The sequence below is a fragment of the Agrobacterium sp. S7/73 genome (assembly GCF_019355535.1).
Lineage (GTDB): Bacteria > Pseudomonadota > Alphaproteobacteria > Rhizobiales > Rhizobiaceae > Agrobacterium > Agrobacterium tumefaciens.
Map to the genome: position 1 here is coordinate 1,310,848 of NZ_CP072137.1, position 15,432 is coordinate 1,326,279.

General features: G+C 59.5%; 14 protein-coding genes. 11 read left to right on the forward strand and 3 right to left on the reverse strand.

The window, feature by feature from the left end:
* Positions 1-2 precede the first annotated feature (2 nt).
* Entirely contained in the window at positions 3-842 is an 840-nt protein-coding gene (locus J5276_RS21040; RefSeq protein WP_004431942.1) for an ABC transporter ATP-binding protein, read from the forward strand.
* Positions 839-1,684: an ATP-binding cassette domain-containing protein gene (locus J5276_RS21045; RefSeq protein ID WP_004431943.1), complete on the forward strand. Its 846-nt coding sequence runs from the start codon at positions 839-841 to the stop codon at positions 1,682-1,684. Before J5276_RS21040 ends, J5276_RS21045 begins: the two co-directional genes overlap by 4 nt.
* Before the next feature lie 89 nt (positions 1,685-1,773).
* Here J5276_RS21045 and J5276_RS21050 read toward each other — a convergent pair whose 3' ends face one another.
* Positions 1,774-2,448, reverse strand: coding sequence for a GntR family transcriptional regulator (locus tag J5276_RS21050; RefSeq protein WP_025595209.1), 675 nt, complete (start codon positions 2,446-2,448; stop codon positions 1,774-1,776).
* A 283-nt stretch (positions 2,449-2,731) separates the two neighbouring features.
* Here J5276_RS21050 and J5276_RS21055 point away from each other — a divergent pair, with 283 nt between their 5' ends.
* A complete protein-coding gene (locus tag J5276_RS21055) occupies positions 2,732-3,850 on the forward strand; it encodes a mandelate racemase/muconate lactonizing enzyme family protein (protein ID WP_004431946.1) in 1,119 nt (372 codons plus the stop codon).
* A gap of 145 nt (positions 3,851-3,995) precedes the next feature.
* Here J5276_RS21055 and J5276_RS21060 read toward each other — a convergent pair whose 3' ends face one another.
* Together J5276_RS21060 and J5276_RS21065 are read right to left on the reverse strand one after the other, a co-directional pair.
* Entirely contained in the window at positions 3,996-5,018 is a 1,023-nt protein-coding gene (locus J5276_RS21060; RefSeq protein ID WP_004431948.1) for an LLM class flavin-dependent oxidoreductase, read from the reverse strand.
* A gap of 134 nt (positions 5,019-5,152) precedes the next feature.
* A complete protein-coding gene (locus J5276_RS21065) occupies positions 5,153-6,070 on the reverse strand; it encodes a LysR family transcriptional regulator (RefSeq protein ID WP_025595208.1) in 918 nt (305 codons plus the stop codon).
* 232 nt (positions 6,071-6,302) lie between these two features.
* Between J5276_RS21065 and J5276_RS21070 the strand changes: the two genes are divergently transcribed.
* From J5276_RS21070 to J5276_RS21105, 8 genes are all read left to right on the forward strand, one after another.
* Positions 6,303-7,511: an ABC transporter substrate-binding protein gene (locus tag J5276_RS21070; protein ID WP_013762102.1), complete on the forward strand. Its 1,209-nt coding sequence runs from the start codon at positions 6,303-6,305 to the stop codon at positions 7,509-7,511.
* 14 nt (positions 7,512-7,525) lie between these two features.
* Positions 7,526-8,311: an ABC transporter ATP-binding protein gene (locus J5276_RS21075; protein ID WP_025595206.1), complete on the forward strand. Its 786-nt coding sequence runs from the start codon at positions 7,526-7,528 to the stop codon at positions 8,309-8,311.
* A 1-nt stretch (position 8,312) separates the two neighbouring features.
* A complete protein-coding gene (locus J5276_RS21080; RefSeq protein ID WP_004431956.1) occupies positions 8,313-9,014 on the forward strand; it encodes an ABC transporter ATP-binding protein in 702 nt (233 codons plus the stop codon).
* A 2-nt stretch (positions 9,015-9,016) separates the two neighbouring features.
* A complete protein-coding gene (locus J5276_RS21085; protein WP_013762104.1) occupies positions 9,017-9,904 on the forward strand; it encodes a branched-chain amino acid ABC transporter permease in 888 nt (295 codons plus the stop codon).
* Position 9,905: 1 nt separating this feature from the next.
* On the forward strand, positions 9,906-10,913 hold the full coding sequence (locus J5276_RS21090) for a branched-chain amino acid ABC transporter permease (RefSeq protein WP_065658701.1): 1,008 nt from the start codon (positions 9,906-9,908) through the stop codon (positions 10,911-10,913).
* Between the two features lie 73 nt (positions 10,914-10,986).
* Positions 10,987-12,582, forward strand: coding sequence for a GMC family oxidoreductase (locus tag J5276_RS21095; protein WP_065658700.1), 1,596 nt, complete (start codon positions 10,987-10,989; stop codon positions 12,580-12,582).
* Between the two features lie 13 nt (positions 12,583-12,595).
* Positions 12,596-13,480, forward strand: a complete 885-nt coding sequence (gene mmsB / locus J5276_RS21100; RefSeq protein ID WP_174012233.1) for a 3-hydroxyisobutyrate dehydrogenase — start codon at positions 12,596-12,598, stop codon at positions 13,478-13,480.
* A complete protein-coding gene (locus J5276_RS21105; RefSeq protein ID WP_174012235.1) occupies positions 13,477-15,432 on the forward strand; it encodes an acetoacetate--CoA ligase in 1,956 nt (651 codons plus the stop codon). The genes mmsB and J5276_RS21105 overlap by 4 nt, the downstream gene beginning before the upstream one ends.

Consider the following 15,432-nt stretch of genomic DNA (forward strand, 5'->3'; position numbering starts at 1 on the left):
CGATGAGCCTGCTGAAAATCAAGAACCTCACCGTCAAGTTCGCCACCGCCACCGGCGCGTTCACGGCCGTCAACGGCATCGACGTCTCCGTGGACAAGCATGAGGTGCTGGCCATCGTCGGCGAGTCCGGTTCCGGCAAGTCGGTATCCATGCTCGCCGTCATGGGGCTTTTGCCCGATACGGCGACGATCACCGCCGACGAGATGATCTTCGATGGTATAAACCTGCTGGCCATGTCGCCGCAGGAGCGCCGCAAGCTGATCGGCCGTGAGATCACCATGATCTTCCAGGAGCCAGTTGCGTCGCTCAACCCGTCCTTTACGGTCGGTTTCCAGATCGAGGAGGTGCTGCGCCTCAATCTCGGCATGGGCCGGTCTGCGGCGCGTGCACGCGCACTGGAGCTGTTCCGGTCCGTCGGTATTCCCGATCCGGAAACCAAGCTCAATGCCTATCCGCACCAGATGTCCGGCGGTCAATGCCAGCGTGTGATGATCGCCATCGCCATCGCTTCCAAACCGCGTCTCTTGATCGCCGACGAGCCGACCACCGCGCTCGACGTGACGATCCAGAAACAGATCCTCGATCTGTTGATGGATCTGCAGGAAGAATACGGCATGGCGCTGATCCTCATCACCCATGACATGGGTGTCGTGGCCGAAACAGCAGACCGCGTGGTCGTGCAATATAAGGGCCGCAAGATGGAGGAAGCGGATGTGCTGAGCCTGTTTGAGGCCCCGCAACATCCCTATACCAAGGCATTGCTTTCCGCGCTGCCGGAACATGCGACCGGCGACCGCCTGCCCACGGTTTCCGACTTCTTCGGCAAGGAGGGCGTTCAATGAGCATCGTTGTCGAAGGCAAGGGCATTACCCGCCATTATCACGTTCCGGGCGGCCTGTTCGGCGGAGCAAAGACCGTGCAGGCGCTGAAAGGCATCGATTTTGCCGTCGAGCGCGGCAAGACGCTCGCCATCGTCGGCGAGTCCGGTTCCGGCAAATCGACGCTTGCGCGCATCATCGCGCTGATCGACCCGGCATCCGGTGGCGAGCTGAAGATCGACGGCCAGCCGGTCGATATCGCAAAGCGCCGTCCCGGCACGGACATGCGCTCCAAGGTGCAGATGGTGTTCCAGAACCCCTATGGTAGCCTCAATCCGCGCCAGAAGGTTGGCGACGTGTTGATGGAGCCGCTTGTCATCAACACCAAAATGCCGGCGTCCGAGCGTCGTGAGCGGGCTGAAGCCATGCTCGTGAAGGTTGGACTGGGTCCCGAACACTTCAACCGATATCCGCACATGTTTTCTGGCGGCCAACGGCAGCGCATCGCGATTGCGCGGGCGCTGATGCTCAACCCCGCACTTCTGGTGCTGGACGAGCCTGTCTCGGCACTCGATCTTTCAGTGCAGGCGCAGGTGCTAAACCTGCTGAGAGATCTCCAGGAAGAGTTCGAGCTGACCTACGTCTTCGTCAGCCACGACCTTTCCGTCGTTCGCTATATCGCCGATGACGTCATGGTTATCTCGAAGGGTGTAGCCGTGGAGCAGGGCACGCGCGAGGAACTATTTGCCGATCCGAAGCACGCCTATACGCGCCAGCTTTTTGCCGCCACTCCGGTAACGGATGTAGACGCCATCCGCGCCCGCGTAGAGCGCCGCAAGGCGGCACGGCAGGCTGCGACGGCTTGAGATCGACGATTGACCGATGAATAAGTGGAACAGGCCGGATTTCCGGCCTGTTGTTTTTTCAGGACTTCAAAAGATTGCGGGGGGTACGCTCAGGCGCCGGCCTCTCTCAGCAGACGCACCTGCCGCAGCGTATTCTGCCGGCTACGCTCCAGATGGCGCCATAGGGCGTCGATAATCTGGGCCTTGCTGCGGGCGGCTATGGCGTCGGCAATATTCTGGTGTTCCTCGACAGAGCGGGCGTAGTCGCCAAGGATCGATACGAAAACCGTGTGGGTCTGGTCGAGAATGCGCCCATGCGTGCCGGAAATGACCGGAATGCGCGCGGCCGAAACAAGGGCCGTGTGGAAGCTGCGATCGTGAAACAGCGCCTTGGAGAGATCGTCCAGCGTCGCGCTCTTGGCAAATTCGCGGTGTTTCGCAAGGCTTTCCAGAAGCTGCGCATGCAAGGCTTCGTCCAGCTGCCCGGCATCGAAGGCCACTTCCACAGCGCCTTTTTCCAGCAGCATTCTGGCGGCGTAGAGTTCTTCCACATCCTCCACGGTAAAATCGCGTACTACCATGCCGCGCCTTGAGGAATTGACCACCAGCCCGTCTGCCTCGAGTTTCAGGCATGCTTCCTTGACCGGCGTGGGGCTGATGCCGAGATCGGCGGCAAGTTCGTTGGGCAACAGCCGTTCGCCGCCGCGCAATCTGCCGCTGACGATGCGCGCCCGCAGTTCCTGATGCGCTTGGTCGGCGAGCGTGACTTTGATCAGTGTGTTCATGGCAACACCATCACCTAACCGCGAGTGACAGGCAATGACAAAATATAAAAAATAAAAAATTTTTTATTTTAAAATGGTCGATTTTGCTTTAGCTGTATCCGTCATCGGAAGCTGGCTGCTGGAGGAGGGTGGCCGGGCAATCCCCTGAGGCTTCATCTCCTGCGGTCATTGATCGCGGGGCAGTGGCGACATTCCACTGGTTGATCGGTGGAGCTTCGATCAGAACGGAACTTCCGTTTATTCCTCCCCAAAGGCTGCTCAAGCGTCGAGGAATTGACCGATCATGAAAATAACCGCTGTCGAACCTTTCATCCTGCATCTGCCGCTGACATCGGAATCCATTTCCGATTCCACCCACAGCATCACCCATTGGGGCGTCGTCGGCGCAAAAATTACGACGAGTGACGGCCTTGAGGGCTACGGCTTCACCGGCACCCATGCGCATCTGCCGTCCGACCGGTTGATCACATCCTGCATCAGCGATTGCTATGCGCCTCTGCTGATCGGCGAGGATGCATCCGAACATTCGCGGCTGTGGACAAAACTTGCCCGTTATCCGTCCCTGCAATGGGTCGGCCGCGCGGGCATCACCCATCTGGCGCTGGCTGCGGTCGATGTGGCGCTCTGGGATCTGAAGGCGAAGAAGGCGGGCGTTCCACTCTGGCAATACCTCGGCGGCGCGCACACCACAGGGGTCGAAGCTTACAATACCGATATAGGCTGGCTTTCTTTCAATCTCGAAAATCTGCTGGCGGGCAGCGCCAGGGCAGTTGAAGAGGAAGGTTTTACCCGCCTGAAAATCAAGGTCGGGCACGATGATCCGAATATTGATATCGGACGCCTCGCGGCGGTGCGCAAGCGTCTCGGCTCCGCGATACGCATCGCTATCGATGGCAACGGCAAGTGGGATCTGCCGACATGCCAGCGCTTCTGCGCGGCGGCAAAGGATCTGGATATCTATTGGTTCGAAGAACCGCTCTGGTACGACGATGTGACCAGCCACGCGCGGCTGGCACGCAACACATCCATTCCCATCGCTCTCGGAGAGCAGCTTTATACGGTGGATGCGTTCCGGTCATTCATCGACGCGGGCGCTGTTGCCTATGTCCAGCCGGATGTAACCCGGCTTGGCGGCATCACCGAATATATCCAGGTCGCTGACCTCGCGCTCGCCAATCGCCTGCCTGTCGTTCCGCATGCCGGTGAGATGAGTCAGGTGCATGTGCATCTGAGTTACTGGCATCCGGCATCGACCATCCTCGAATATATTCCGTGGATCAAGGACCATTTCGAAGAGCCGATCCATGTTCGCGATGGTGTTTACAAGCGCCCGGAGCATCCCGGCGCCAGCACCACGCCTTTGGCCGAAAGCATCGCCCGCTACGGCAAAGCGGTGAAATGAAACAGAGGCGTTCAGCCCGGATTGCATCCGGCCACGGGGCTTCGGCGTCGTCAAAGGAATCGTGCGCTATCGAAGACTTGATCGCACCGTCACCCAGAATCTAATCCGGGGTGACGGTGTGGGCTTGATGCAGGTTTTGCCAGACTTAGCGCCAGCCGAGTGCAGGAGCCACCTGTTTGAGGATCGTCTCGATAACATGGGCGTTGTAGTCGACGCCCAGCTGGTTCGGCACGGTCAGCAACAGTGTGTCGGCCTCGGCGATAGCTTCGTCGGCTTTTAGCTGCTCGATCAATGCTTCCGGTTCGGCGGCGTAGCTGCGCCCGAAGATCGCGCGCGTCTTGTCGTCGATGTAACCGATCTTGTCGTCACCCTCGCTGCCGTAACCGAAATAGGATCGGTCGCGATCGCTGACGAGAGCGAAGATGCTGCGGCTGACAGACACGCGAGGCTCGCGGGCGTGTCCAGCCTCTTTCCATGCGGCGCGGTAAGCACGGATCTGTTCGGCCTGCTGCACATGGAAGGGTTCGCCGGTCTCATCCGTTTTCAGGGTGGAGCTTTGAAGGTTCATGCCAAGCTTTGCCGCCCAAACCGCCGTCGCATTGGAGCTAGAACCCCACCAGATGCGCTCGCGCAACCCTTCGGAGTGCGGCTCCAGCCGCAGCAGGCCGGGCGGGTTGGGAAACATCGGCCGAGGGTTCGGCTCGGCGAAACCTTCGCCCTTCAGAAGCTCGAGGAAGACTTCGGTGTGCTGGCGCGCCATGTCCTCCTCGGTCTGGCCCTCGGCAGGGCGGTAGCCGAAATAGCGCCAGCCGTCGATCACCTGTTCGGGAGAACCGCGACTGATGCCGAGTTGCAGGCGTCCGCCGGCGATGAGATCGGCTGAACTCGCATCCTCCACCATGTAAAAGGGGTTCTCATAACGCATGTCGATGACGCCGGTGCCGATCTCGATACTTTTCGTTCTTGCGCCAACGGCGGCAAGCAGCGGAAAAGGTGATCCCAACTGGCGGGCGAAGTGGTGGACACGGAAATAAGCGCCGTCGGCGCCGAGTTCTTCCGCAGCAACGGCCAGGTCTATCGATTGCAGCAGGGTGTCTGCAGCAGAGCGGGTCTGCGACTGGGGCGAGGGCGTCCAGTGTCCGAAGGATAGAAATCCGATCTTTTTCATGATGACCTTCCAAATGTTTAGGATGCAGCTGACTTGAGCCGGCATCGTTGTTGTCAGTCATATAGGCTGCAGTGCGGATTCTCCAATCCGCCACGCGTAGACACGGTGTCGCCGAAATGTGAACGACGGTTGTTTCAGGCGATCGTCTTGCGGTCGAGGATGAAGAGATTTTGGTGGGCGCGCGCCGTCGTGAGAATGAAATCCATCAGCGAGCGCACGCGCGGCACATTGGCAAGGTCCTGATGGCTCGTCAGCCAGTAACCCCGCCGCAGTTCCACTTCACCTGCCAGCACCATCTGCAGGTCCGGAAAGCGTGCGGCGATGAAGTTGGGCAATATGCAAAGGCCACGTCCGCTCAGCGTTGCAGTCAACTGCGCAAAAATGCTCGATGACTGGAAGTTGGGTCGGAGGCCGGGCATCACGTCGCGCATGTAATCGAGGCCCGGCGAGAAGATCAGATCCTGCACGTAACCGATAAAGAAATGATCGGGCAAATCTTCGCGGCGGGTGATTTTCGGGTGGCTGGCAAGATAGGAACGCGATGCGTAGATATGCAGCGTGTAATCGACGATCTGTTCGTTGATGTAGGGGCCTGCTTTCGGCGGATCGAGTGTGACCGCCACATCCGCTTCTTTCTTCGACAATGCCATGATCTGCTGGATCGTAACCATCTCCACCATGATGTGCGGATGGGTGACGGCGAAGTCTTTCAGCCTTTCCACGAAGAAAAAGTTGGAAAAACCTTCAGGCGCACTGAGCCTGACCACGCCGCGCAGCAGGCTGCCGCTTTCGGAAATATCCGATTGCAATCTTTCCGCTTCCGCCTCGATGCGCTCGACGGTATCGACCAGGCGCCGCCCGACCGTCGTCAGTTCGTAACCACGTGGATTTCGCTCGAACAGTTTGGTTTTAAGCGAGAATTCCAGCCGGTCGATGTGGCGGGAGACGGTGGCGTGGCTGGTGCGCAGGCTACGCGCTGCCGATGAAAGTTGTCCGGTGCGGGCCACCGCCAGAAAATATTGCAGGTCGTCCCAGGTAAAAGGCGTGGCCAATTCGGTCTCCATTGCCAGGTCTGTTCAAAAATGAACAGTTCCTGTTCGCAATTTGATGATGCCCCGCTCTTGTGTCAACGGCCGAATTCGAGAAGTCTACATAGGGAGGCGCTGCTTTGAGGAGGGTGGCGCGACCGTTGTGATGCAACACCGTGGGACGATCGCCATGCGCCTTCGTTCACCGTTGCACAGACCTATCTGAGGCTCGCAATCATCTCTGGGAGGAGAAGTCATGCGCAAGAGTATCGTTTTATCCACGGCCATGGCACTGGCGGCAGGCACCGCCGCTTACGCTGCCGAGATTTCGGACGGCAAGGTCAAGATCGGCATCTTGAACGACCAGTCGGGCGTCTACGCCAATTTTGGCGGCAAATACTCTTATGAGGCCGCGAAGATGGCGGTCGAGGATTTTGGCGGCAAGGTGCTGGGTGCGCCGGTGGAAGTGGTAACGGCTGACCACCAGAACAAGGCGGATGTCGCCTCCAACATCGCCCGGCAGTGGTACGACACCGAACAGGTGGATTCGATCATGGAACTGACCTCTTCCTCGGTCGGCCTTGCCGTGCAGGCTCTCTCGAAGGACAAAAAGAAGATCACCATCAACACGGGCGCTGCGACCACGGAACTGACGGGCAAGCAGTGCAGCCCCTATGGTTTCCACTGGGCCTACGACACCTATTCGCTGGCAGTCGGCACAGGCGGTGCGCTGGTGAAACAGGGTGGCGACAGCTGGTTCTTTCTGACTGCGGATTACGCCTTCGGTTATTCGCTGGAAGAAAACACGTCCAACTTCGTCAAGGCCAATGGCGGCAAGGTGCTGGGTTCCGTGCGCCATCCGCTGGCCTCTACGGATTATTCCTCCTTCCTGTTGCAGGCGCAGTCATCAGGCGCGAAGGTCATCGGCCTTGCCAATGCCGGTCTCGACACCTCCAACGCCATCAAGCAGGCCGCTGAATTCGGTATCGTTGCGGGCGGGCAGCGGCTGGCGGCCCTTCTCTTTACGCTTGCCGAAGTGCACGGCCTCGGTCTCGAAGCGGCTCAGGGCCTGACGCTGACGGAAGGGTTCTATTGGGACCGCGATGATGAATCGCGCAAATTCGGCGAACGGTTCAAGGAACGTACCGGCGCCATGCCGAACATGGTCCACGCTGGCACCTATTCCGCCGTGCTGCATTACCTGAAGGCCATCGATAAGGCCGGCACCGACGATGCTGACGCCGTGGCAAAGGCCATGAAGGAAATGCCTGTCAACGACGTCTTCTCGAAGGATGGCCATGTGGCCGCCAATGGCCGCATGATCCACGACATGTATCTGATGGAAGTAAAGAAGCCGGATGAGAGCAAGCAGCCGTGGGACTACTACAAGGTGCTTGCCACGATCCCCGGCAAGGAAGCCTTCATGGACCCCGCAAAAAGCGGTTGCCCGCTGGTAACGCAGTAAAAAGGGGGAACTTCATGATGATCGCTCCCGCCCCTGCCGGTCAGGCGGAACCCCGCGTCGTGCTTTCGGCGCGCGGTCTCTCCAAGACCTTCGGCGCATTCGCGGCCGTGAAAAACGTCGATCTCGACGTCCATCATGCCCGCGTGCATGCACTTATTGGTCCGAACGGCGCCGGCAAAACCACGGTCTTCAACCTGTTGACCAAGTTTCTCCAGCCGACAGGCGGGGCGATCACCTTCATGGGAACGGATATAACAAAGACGCCGCCGGACAAGGTGGCGCGGCTCGGTCTCGTCAGGTCTTTCCAGATATCGGCGGTGTTTCCGCATCTGACGGTTCTTGAGAACGTTCGGGTGGCGTTGCAGCGGCCGAATAACCTTTCAACGCAATTCTGGCTGCCGCTTTCTTCACTCGACAGGCTCAATGCACGTGCCGAGGAGTTGATCGCAACGGTTGGCCTGACACGGGAAAAAAATGCACTTGCGGCCGATCTTTCCTACGGTCGCAAGCGCGTTCTTGAAATCGCCACCACGCTTGCGCTCGACCCGAAGGTATTGCTTCTCGATGAGCCGATGGCGGGCATGGGGGGCGAGGATGTCGCGCATGTCGCCGATCTCATCCGCGAAGTGGCCAAAACGCGCGCGGTGCTGATGGTCGAACACAATCTGAAGGTCGTGGCGGATATCTGCCATCAGGTCACGGTGCTGCAGCGGGGCGAAATTCTGGCGGAAGGCGATTACGCCACCGTATCCGCCGATCCGCGCGTGCGTACGGCCTATATGGGCACGGAGGAGGCGTGATATGGCGGCAATGCTCGAAGTCTCCAACCTGAAATCCTGGTACGGCGAAAGCCAGGCGCTGCACGGTGTCGATCTGACCGTCGGCGAAGGCGAAACCATCACCATTCTCGGGCGCAATGGGGTTGGCAAGACCACGACGCTGCGCACCATCATGGGCATCATCCGCAACCGCAAGGGCGTGATCAAGCTCGGCGGCAAGGATCTGATGCCGGTGCCGTTGCATCGCACGGCGAAATACGGCCTCGGTTTCGTGCCGGAAGAGCGCGGCATCTTCGCGACACTGAGCGTCGAGGAAAATCTGAAACTTCCGCCCGTCGTCGCATCCGGCGGCATGACGCTCGATGAAATCTACGAGCTGTTTCCAAATCTTTATGAACGTCGGGCGAGCCCCGGCACCAAGCTTTCCGGCGGCGAACAGCAGATGCTGGCCATGGCGCGCATCCTGCGCACAGGTGTCAAGGTTCTCCTGCTCGACGAGCCGACCGAAGGGCTTGCGCCTGTAATCGTGCAGCGCATCGGCGAGGTGCTGAAGACCTTGAAAAGTCGTGGCATGACCGTGGTTCTGGTCGAGCAGAATTTCCGCTTCGCCAGCCGCATCGCGGATCGTTTCTACCTGATGGATCATGGCCAGATGGTCAGCAATTTTCCGGTGGGCGAGCTTTCCGGCCGCATGGGCGAACTCAATAAAGTGCTGGGGGTTTAACGATGACGATGCTCTTCGGCGTTCCGGTTCAGGCCCTGCTCGGGCAATTGCTGATCGGCCTCATCAACGGGTCGTTTTATGCGCTCCTGTCGCTCGGCCTTGCCGTCATTTTCGGCCTGCTGCGCGTCATCAATTTCGCCCATGGTGCCCAATATATGCTTGGCGCTTTCGTCGCCTTTCTCGGCCTGCAATATTTCGGCATCAGCTTCTGGTGGGCACTGTTGGTGACGCCGCTTGTCGTTGCACTTTTCGGCGCGATCATCGAGCGCCTGCTACTGTCGCGGCTTTACGATCTCGATCCTCTGTATGGGCTGCTCTTCACCTTCGGCCTGGCGCTGGTGGTGGAAGGCACGTTCCGCTGGCTGTATGGTGCGGCGGGTCAACCTTATTCGGTTCCGCGCGAGCTTGCCGGCGGCACCAATCTCGGCTTCATGTTCCTGCCGAACTACCGCGCTTTCGTCGTCGTCATCTCGCTTGTCGCCTGCATCGCCACCTGGGCGTTGATCGAAAAGACGCGGCTCGGCTCCTATCTGCGGGCGGCGACGGAAAATCCGACACTGGTGCAGGCCTTCGGTATCAACGTGCCTGTGCTCCTGACGCTGACCTACGCGCTGGGTGCGGGCCTTGCCGGCTTCACCGGCGTGCTGGCCGCGCCGATCTATCAGGTCTCACCGCTGATGGGCACCAACCTCATCATCGTCGTCTTCGCCGTCGTCGTGGTCGGCGGCATGGGGTCGATCATGGGCGCCATCGTCACCGGCTACATGCTGGGTATCGCTGAAGGCCTGACCAAGGTGTTCTACCCGGAAGCGTCCAACATCGTCATCTTCGTCATCATGGCCTTTGTGCTGCTCATCCGCCCCGCCGGACTTTTCGGAAAGGACGCCTGATATGTCCAAAGCCACTCACAACCCGACAGCCGGCGCGATGCCGCAGGCCGAGGTTTCCGCAACCGCTGGAACCATCAAGACCGTGCTGATACTGGCAGGACTGGCCGTGCTGATCGCTGCACCGATGTTCGTTTATCCGATCTTTCTGATGAAGCTGCTTTGCTTCGCGCTGTTTGCCTGCGCCTTCAATCTGCTGATCGGTTACACCGGGCTGCTTTCCTTCGGCCATGCGGCATTTTTCGGCGGCGCTGCCTATTTCACCGCCTATTCGGTGAAGGAATGGGGCGTCACGCCCGAGATCGGCCTCCTCATCGGCATGGCGGGTGCCGCCCTTCTTGGCCTCGTCATCGGCTTTTTCGCCATTCGCCGGCAGGGCATCTATTTCGCCATGATCACGCTTGCCTTGTCGCAGATGTTTTATTTCTTCTGCCTTCAAGCACCCTTCACCCATGGTGAGGACGGGTTGCAGGGCGTGCCCCGTGGACACCTCTTCGGCCTTCTCGATCTCAACGCGCCGCTGAACATTTACTACACGGTGCTTGCCGCCTTCGTGCTGGCACTTCTCGTCATCTGGCGTTTCGTCAACTCGCCGTTCGGCATGATCCTGAAATCCATCCGCGAAAACGAGCAGCGCGCCATTTCTCTTGGATACAGCGTGCAGCGTTACAAGCTTGGTGCTTTCGTCATGTCGGCGGCGCTTGCCGGTCTTGCGGGCGGCCTGAAGGCGCTGGTGTTCCAGTTCGCAACCTTGACCGATGTGGCCTGGCAGATGTCGGGCGAGGTTATCCTGATGACCCTGCTCGGCGGTATTGGCACCATGATCGGCCCGATCTTCGGTGCGGGGCTTGTCGTCGCACTGCAGAACTATCTCGCGACATCCGATTTCCCGGTCACCATCATCACCGGCCTCGTTTTCATGGCCTGCGTTCTGGTGTTCCGGCGCGGCCTGATCGGTGAATTTTACGCTTCGCGGCTCGGGCGAAGACTGGGTTTTCAGCACCGAGGATAAGAATTTTTTGAAACAGGGGGAAGGCTCCTCCGCGTCCGGGGCGACGCGGCAAGGGCGCCCCATGGAGAATAGCATGGCGGAATTTGACTATATCGTCATCGGAGCGGGAAGTGCGGGATGCGTTCTCGCCAACCGCCTCTCGAAAGACCCGAACAATCGCGTCCTGCTGCTGGAAGCGGGTGGCAACGATAATTATCACTGGATCCATATTCCGGTCGGTTACCTCTATTGCATCAACAATCCGCGCACCGACTGGTGTTTCAAGACGGCGGAAGAACCTGGGCTTAACGGAAGGTCGTTGATCTATCCTCGCGGCAAGGTTCTCGGCGGCTGCTCCTCCATCAACGGCATGATCTATATGCGTGGTCAGGCCCGCGACTACGATGTCTGGCGTCAACTCGGCTGCGAGGGCTGGGGATGGGATGATATCCTGCCCTATTTCATGAAGTCGGAGGATTTTTATCGCGGCAAGGGCGACATGCATTCCACCGGCGGCGAATGGCGGGTGGAGAAGGCGCGCGTGCGCTGGGATGTGCTTGATGCCTTTCAGCAGGCGGCGGGTGAGGCCGGCATTCCTGCGACCGAAGATTTCAACCGGGGCGACAATGAAGGGGCCGGTTATTTCGATGTGAACCAGCGGTCGGGCTGGCGCTGGAACACGGCCAAGGCCTTTTTGAAACCGGCGCTTGGCCGCCGGAATTTGACAGTCATGACCAAGGCCCATGTCAAGCGTCTCATTGTCGAAGAGGGCCTGGTCACAGGCGTCGAGTTTCACCACGACGGCGTCTTGAAAAAGATGCGTGCACGGCGCGAAACGGTGCTTTCGGCAGGTGCAGTCGGTTCACCACACATTCTGGAGCTTTCCGGCGTCGGCCGCGGCGACGTGTTGCAGGCCGCCGGTATCGACACAGTGACGGAAGTTCAAGGTGTGGGCGAGAACCTGCAGGATCATCTGCAATTACGCATGGTCTATAAGGTTTCAGGCGTCCTGACGCTGAATGAGAGGGCCTCCACCCTGTTCGGAAAGGCAAGGATCGGCCTCGAATATGCTTTGACCCGCTCCGGGCCGATGTCGATGGCGCCGAGCCAGCTTGGTGTCTTCACCCGTTCCTCTCCGGAAAAGGAGACGGCGGATCTGGAATATCATGTCCAGCCGGTGTCACTCGACAAGTTTGGTGATCCGGTTCACACTTTTCCGGCCATTACGGCAAGTGTCTGCAATCTTCGGCCCGAAAGCCGAGGCTCAGTGCATGTAAAAGGACCGGATTTCGCCATGCAGCCGGAAATCCGACCGAATTATCTGTCGACGGAAGGCGACCGCCGGGTAGCCATCGATTCCATGCGGCTGACGCGCCGCATCGTCAACCAGCCCGCCTTTTCGCGGTTCAAACCGCAGGAATACCGGCCCGGCCCCACTTTTGAGAATGACGACGATCTGGCCCGCGCTGCGGGCGATATCGGCACGACCATATTCCACCCCGTCGGCACCCTGCGCATGGGCTCCGATGCCGAAAGTGTTGTCGATACGCGGCTGAAATTCCGCAAGCTTGCAGGGCTGCGTGTGGCGGACGCCTCCATCATGCCGAGGATCACGTCCGGAAATACCAATTCGCCAACGATCATGATTGCCGAAAAGGCTGCCGACATGATCCTTGCGGATAATCGCTAAGAGGAGCGTTCCCATGAAGACCGTCGCTTTTATCGGACTTGGCCATATGGGCCTGCCGATGGCCGCCAATCTCGTCAAGGCCGGTTATGCCGTCAGGGGTTTCGACCTTTCCGAGGCATGCCGCGCGGCGGCGAGGGAGGCCGGAATTCCCGTCGCTTTGGATTCTGCCGAAGCCATTGATGCGGCAGAAGTGATCGTAACCATGCTGCCGAAGGGGGAACATGTTGTTTCGGTATATGGCGATCTGGTGCAGAAAATAGCTGCCGGAACGCTTCTCATCGATTGCTCGACGGTGGATATGGACAGCGCCCTGAAGGCACACGAGCTTGCCGCTTCAGCCGGTTGCCCCTCCGTCGACGCGCCTGTATCTGGCGGTACGGGCGGTGCCAGTGCCGGCACCTTGACCTTCATGTGTGGCGGCGAGGCCGAGGCTTTCTCGGCGGCCAAGCCGGTGCTGGAAGCCATGGGCAAGAAGATCGTCCATTGCGGCAAGGGCGGCAACGGCCAGGCGGCCAAGATCTGTAACAACATGATCCTCGGCATTTCCATGATTGCGGTTTCCGAGGCCTTCGTGCTGGGCGAAAAACTCGGCCTTTCGCATCAGGCGCTGTTCGATGTCGCCTCCACCTCATCGGGTCAATGCTGGTCGCTCACCACCTATTGCCCGGTGCCGGGACCAGTGCCGACATCACCGGCGAACAATGATTATCAACCGGGTTTCGCCGCGGCGCTGATGCTGAAGGATTTGCTACTCTCGCAGGCGGCCGCGAATGGAGCCGGCGTTGACACTCCACTCGGCGCCGCAGCATCGACGCTTTATGAGAACTTCGTGGGTGAGGGCGGTGGGGCGCGTGATTTCTCCGCAATCGTCGAAATGCTACGCGGAGGCGAGGCATGATGGACGCCACGCCGTCGGATATTCTGTGGGTACCGCCAATGGAAAGGCTGGAGCACTCGGCGCTTTTTGCCTTTGCCACAAGGACCGCATCGCTGCATGGGCTTTCGGCTGATGATTATTCCGGCCTGCTGCGCTGGTCCATTGAGGCACCGGATGCCTTTTACAATGCCCTTTGGGACGAGCTGGGGATCATCGGCACGCGCGGCGAAAGTGCCTTCAAGCCTGGCGCGACCATGCGGGAAGCCGAGTTTTATCCCGGCGCGAGGCTCAATTATGCCGAAAACCTGCTGCGCGATGCCGATGAACGGTTGGCGATCATCGCCCATCGCGATGATGGCACGCGGCGTGAAATCAGCCGCAGGCAGCTTTATGCGGATGTCTCCCGCATGGTGCAGGCGCTTGTCCACGCAGGCGTGCAGGAAGGCGATCGTATCGGCGCTATCGTCACCCACGATATCGAGGCGATCGTCGGTTATCTGGCAACGAGCGCCATCGGAGCCATCTGGTCGTCCTGTTCACCGGATTTCGGCCCGGCGGGAGCGTCCGACCGGCTCTCGCAGATCGATCCGAAAATCCTCATCGCCGTGCCGGAATACGGTTATGCCGGCAAGCGGATCGATGTCGCTCCGACCATCCGCGCGGTGGTGGAAAGCGCTGCCCCTCAAAAGATCGTGCTGATTGGTGACGTTGTTCCCGCCAGCCTTTCCGATCTCGGCTGCGTGACGTTGAATGATTTCGTTTCGCCCTTTGAGCCGGGTGAAATCGCGTTTAACCGGCTGCCGGTCAAGGCGCCGCTGGCGATCCTTTATTCCTCCGGCACCACCGGCAAGCCGAAATGCATCACCCATTCCGGCGGTGGCCTGCTTCTTCAGCATATGAAGGAGCAGAAGCTGCAATGTGATATCAGGCAAGGCGAACGTTTCTTCTATTTCACTACCTGCGGCTGGATGATGTGGAACTGGCAGGTGTCCGGCCTGGCGCTTGGCGCCACCCTCGTCACCTATGACGGCAACCCGGGTTATCCGTCGCCCGCGCGGCTGATCGATCTCATTGACGCCGAACGGATCGCGACCTTCGGAACATCGGCCAAATTTATCGACGCATGCCTGAAGGCAGGGTTGAAACCGCGCGAAACCCATGACCTTTCATCCCTTCGGACAATCCTTTCCACCGGCTCGCCGCTCATCCCGCAATCCTTCGATTATATCTATCGCGACTGGAAGGCCGATCTGCATCTCGCCTCCATTTCCGGCGGCACGGATATATGCGCCTGTTTCCTTGGCGGCAATCCGCTGCAACCTGTTCACCGTGGGGAGCTGCAGGGCGCGATGCTCGGTATGGATGTCGATACCCTGGACGATGAAGGCCATCCCGTTCGCGGCGTGGCTGGTGAGCTCGTCTGCCGCAATGCCCATCTTTCCATGCCGGTCAAATTCTGGGGCGATGAGGACGGTTCTCGTTATCAGGCTGCCTATTTCGATCGCTTCCCGGGCATCTGGGCGCATGGCGATTTTGCCGAAATGCGTGCCACCGGCGGATATGTCATCCACGGGCGCTCGGATACGACGCTCAATCCCGGTGGGGTTCGCATCGGTACGGCGGAAATATACCGTCAGGTGGAAGCAGTGCCGGAGGTCGAGGAAGCGATTGCCGTGGGTCAGGACATTGACGGTGACCAGCGGGTTATCCTGTTCGTGCGCCTTAAAGAGGGTGCAGCGCTGACGGAGGAACTCGAAAAGACCATCCGTACGCGCATCCGCTCGGGTGCTACGCCACGGCATGTTCCGGCAAGGATCATTGCCGTCACGGCCATTCCCCGTACCCGCTCGGGCAAGATTTCCGAAATCGCAGTTCGCGACACCATTCATGGCAGGCCGGTGAAAAACACCGACGCGCTCGCCAATCCCGAAGCGCTCGAGCTTTTCCGCAACCTGCCGCAACTGAAGGATTAG

Excerpts from the sequence above, each read along its gene's own strand:
- mmsB (WP_174012233.1), top strand. The coding sequence starts at position 12,596 with ATGAAGACCGTCGCTTTTATCGGACTTGGCCATATGGGCCTGCCGATG.
- J5276_RS21075 (WP_025595206.1), top strand. The coding sequence starts at position 7,526 with ATGATGATCGCTCCCGCCCCTGCCGGTCAGGCGGAACCCCGCGTCGTG.
- J5276_RS21090 (WP_065658701.1), top strand. The coding sequence starts at position 9,906 with ATGTCCAAAGCCACTCACAACCCGACAGCCGGCGCGATGCCGCAGGCC.
- J5276_RS21055 (WP_004431946.1), top strand. The coding sequence starts at position 2,732 with ATGAAAATAACCGCTGTCGAACCTTTCATCCTGCATCTGCCGCTGACA.
- J5276_RS21105 (WP_174012235.1), top strand. The coding sequence starts at position 13,477 with ATGATGGACGCCACGCCGTCGGATATTCTGTGGGTACCGCCAATGGAA.
- J5276_RS21060 (WP_004431948.1), bottom strand. The coding sequence starts at position 5,018 with ATGAAAAAGATCGGATTTCTATCCTTCGGACACTGGACGCCCTCGCCC.
- J5276_RS21040 (WP_004431942.1), top strand. The coding sequence starts at position 3 with ATGAGCCTGCTGAAAATCAAGAACCTCACCGTCAAGTTCGCCACCGCC.
- J5276_RS21070 (WP_013762102.1), top strand. The coding sequence starts at position 6,303 with ATGCGCAAGAGTATCGTTTTATCCACGGCCATGGCACTGGCGGCAGGC.
- J5276_RS21095 (WP_065658700.1), top strand. The coding sequence starts at position 10,987 with ATGGCGGAATTTGACTATATCGTCATCGGAGCGGGAAGTGCGGGATGC.
- J5276_RS21080 (WP_004431956.1), top strand. The coding sequence starts at position 8,313 with ATGGCGGCAATGCTCGAAGTCTCCAACCTGAAATCCTGGTACGGCGAA.
- J5276_RS21045 (WP_004431943.1), top strand. The coding sequence starts at position 839 with ATGAGCATCGTTGTCGAAGGCAAGGGCATTACCCGCCATTATCACGTT.
- J5276_RS21050 (WP_025595209.1), bottom strand. The coding sequence starts at position 2,448 with ATGAACACACTGATCAAAGTCACGCTCGCCGACCAAGCGCATCAGGAA.
- J5276_RS21085 (WP_013762104.1), top strand. The coding sequence starts at position 9,017 with ATGACGATGCTCTTCGGCGTTCCGGTTCAGGCCCTGCTCGGGCAATTG.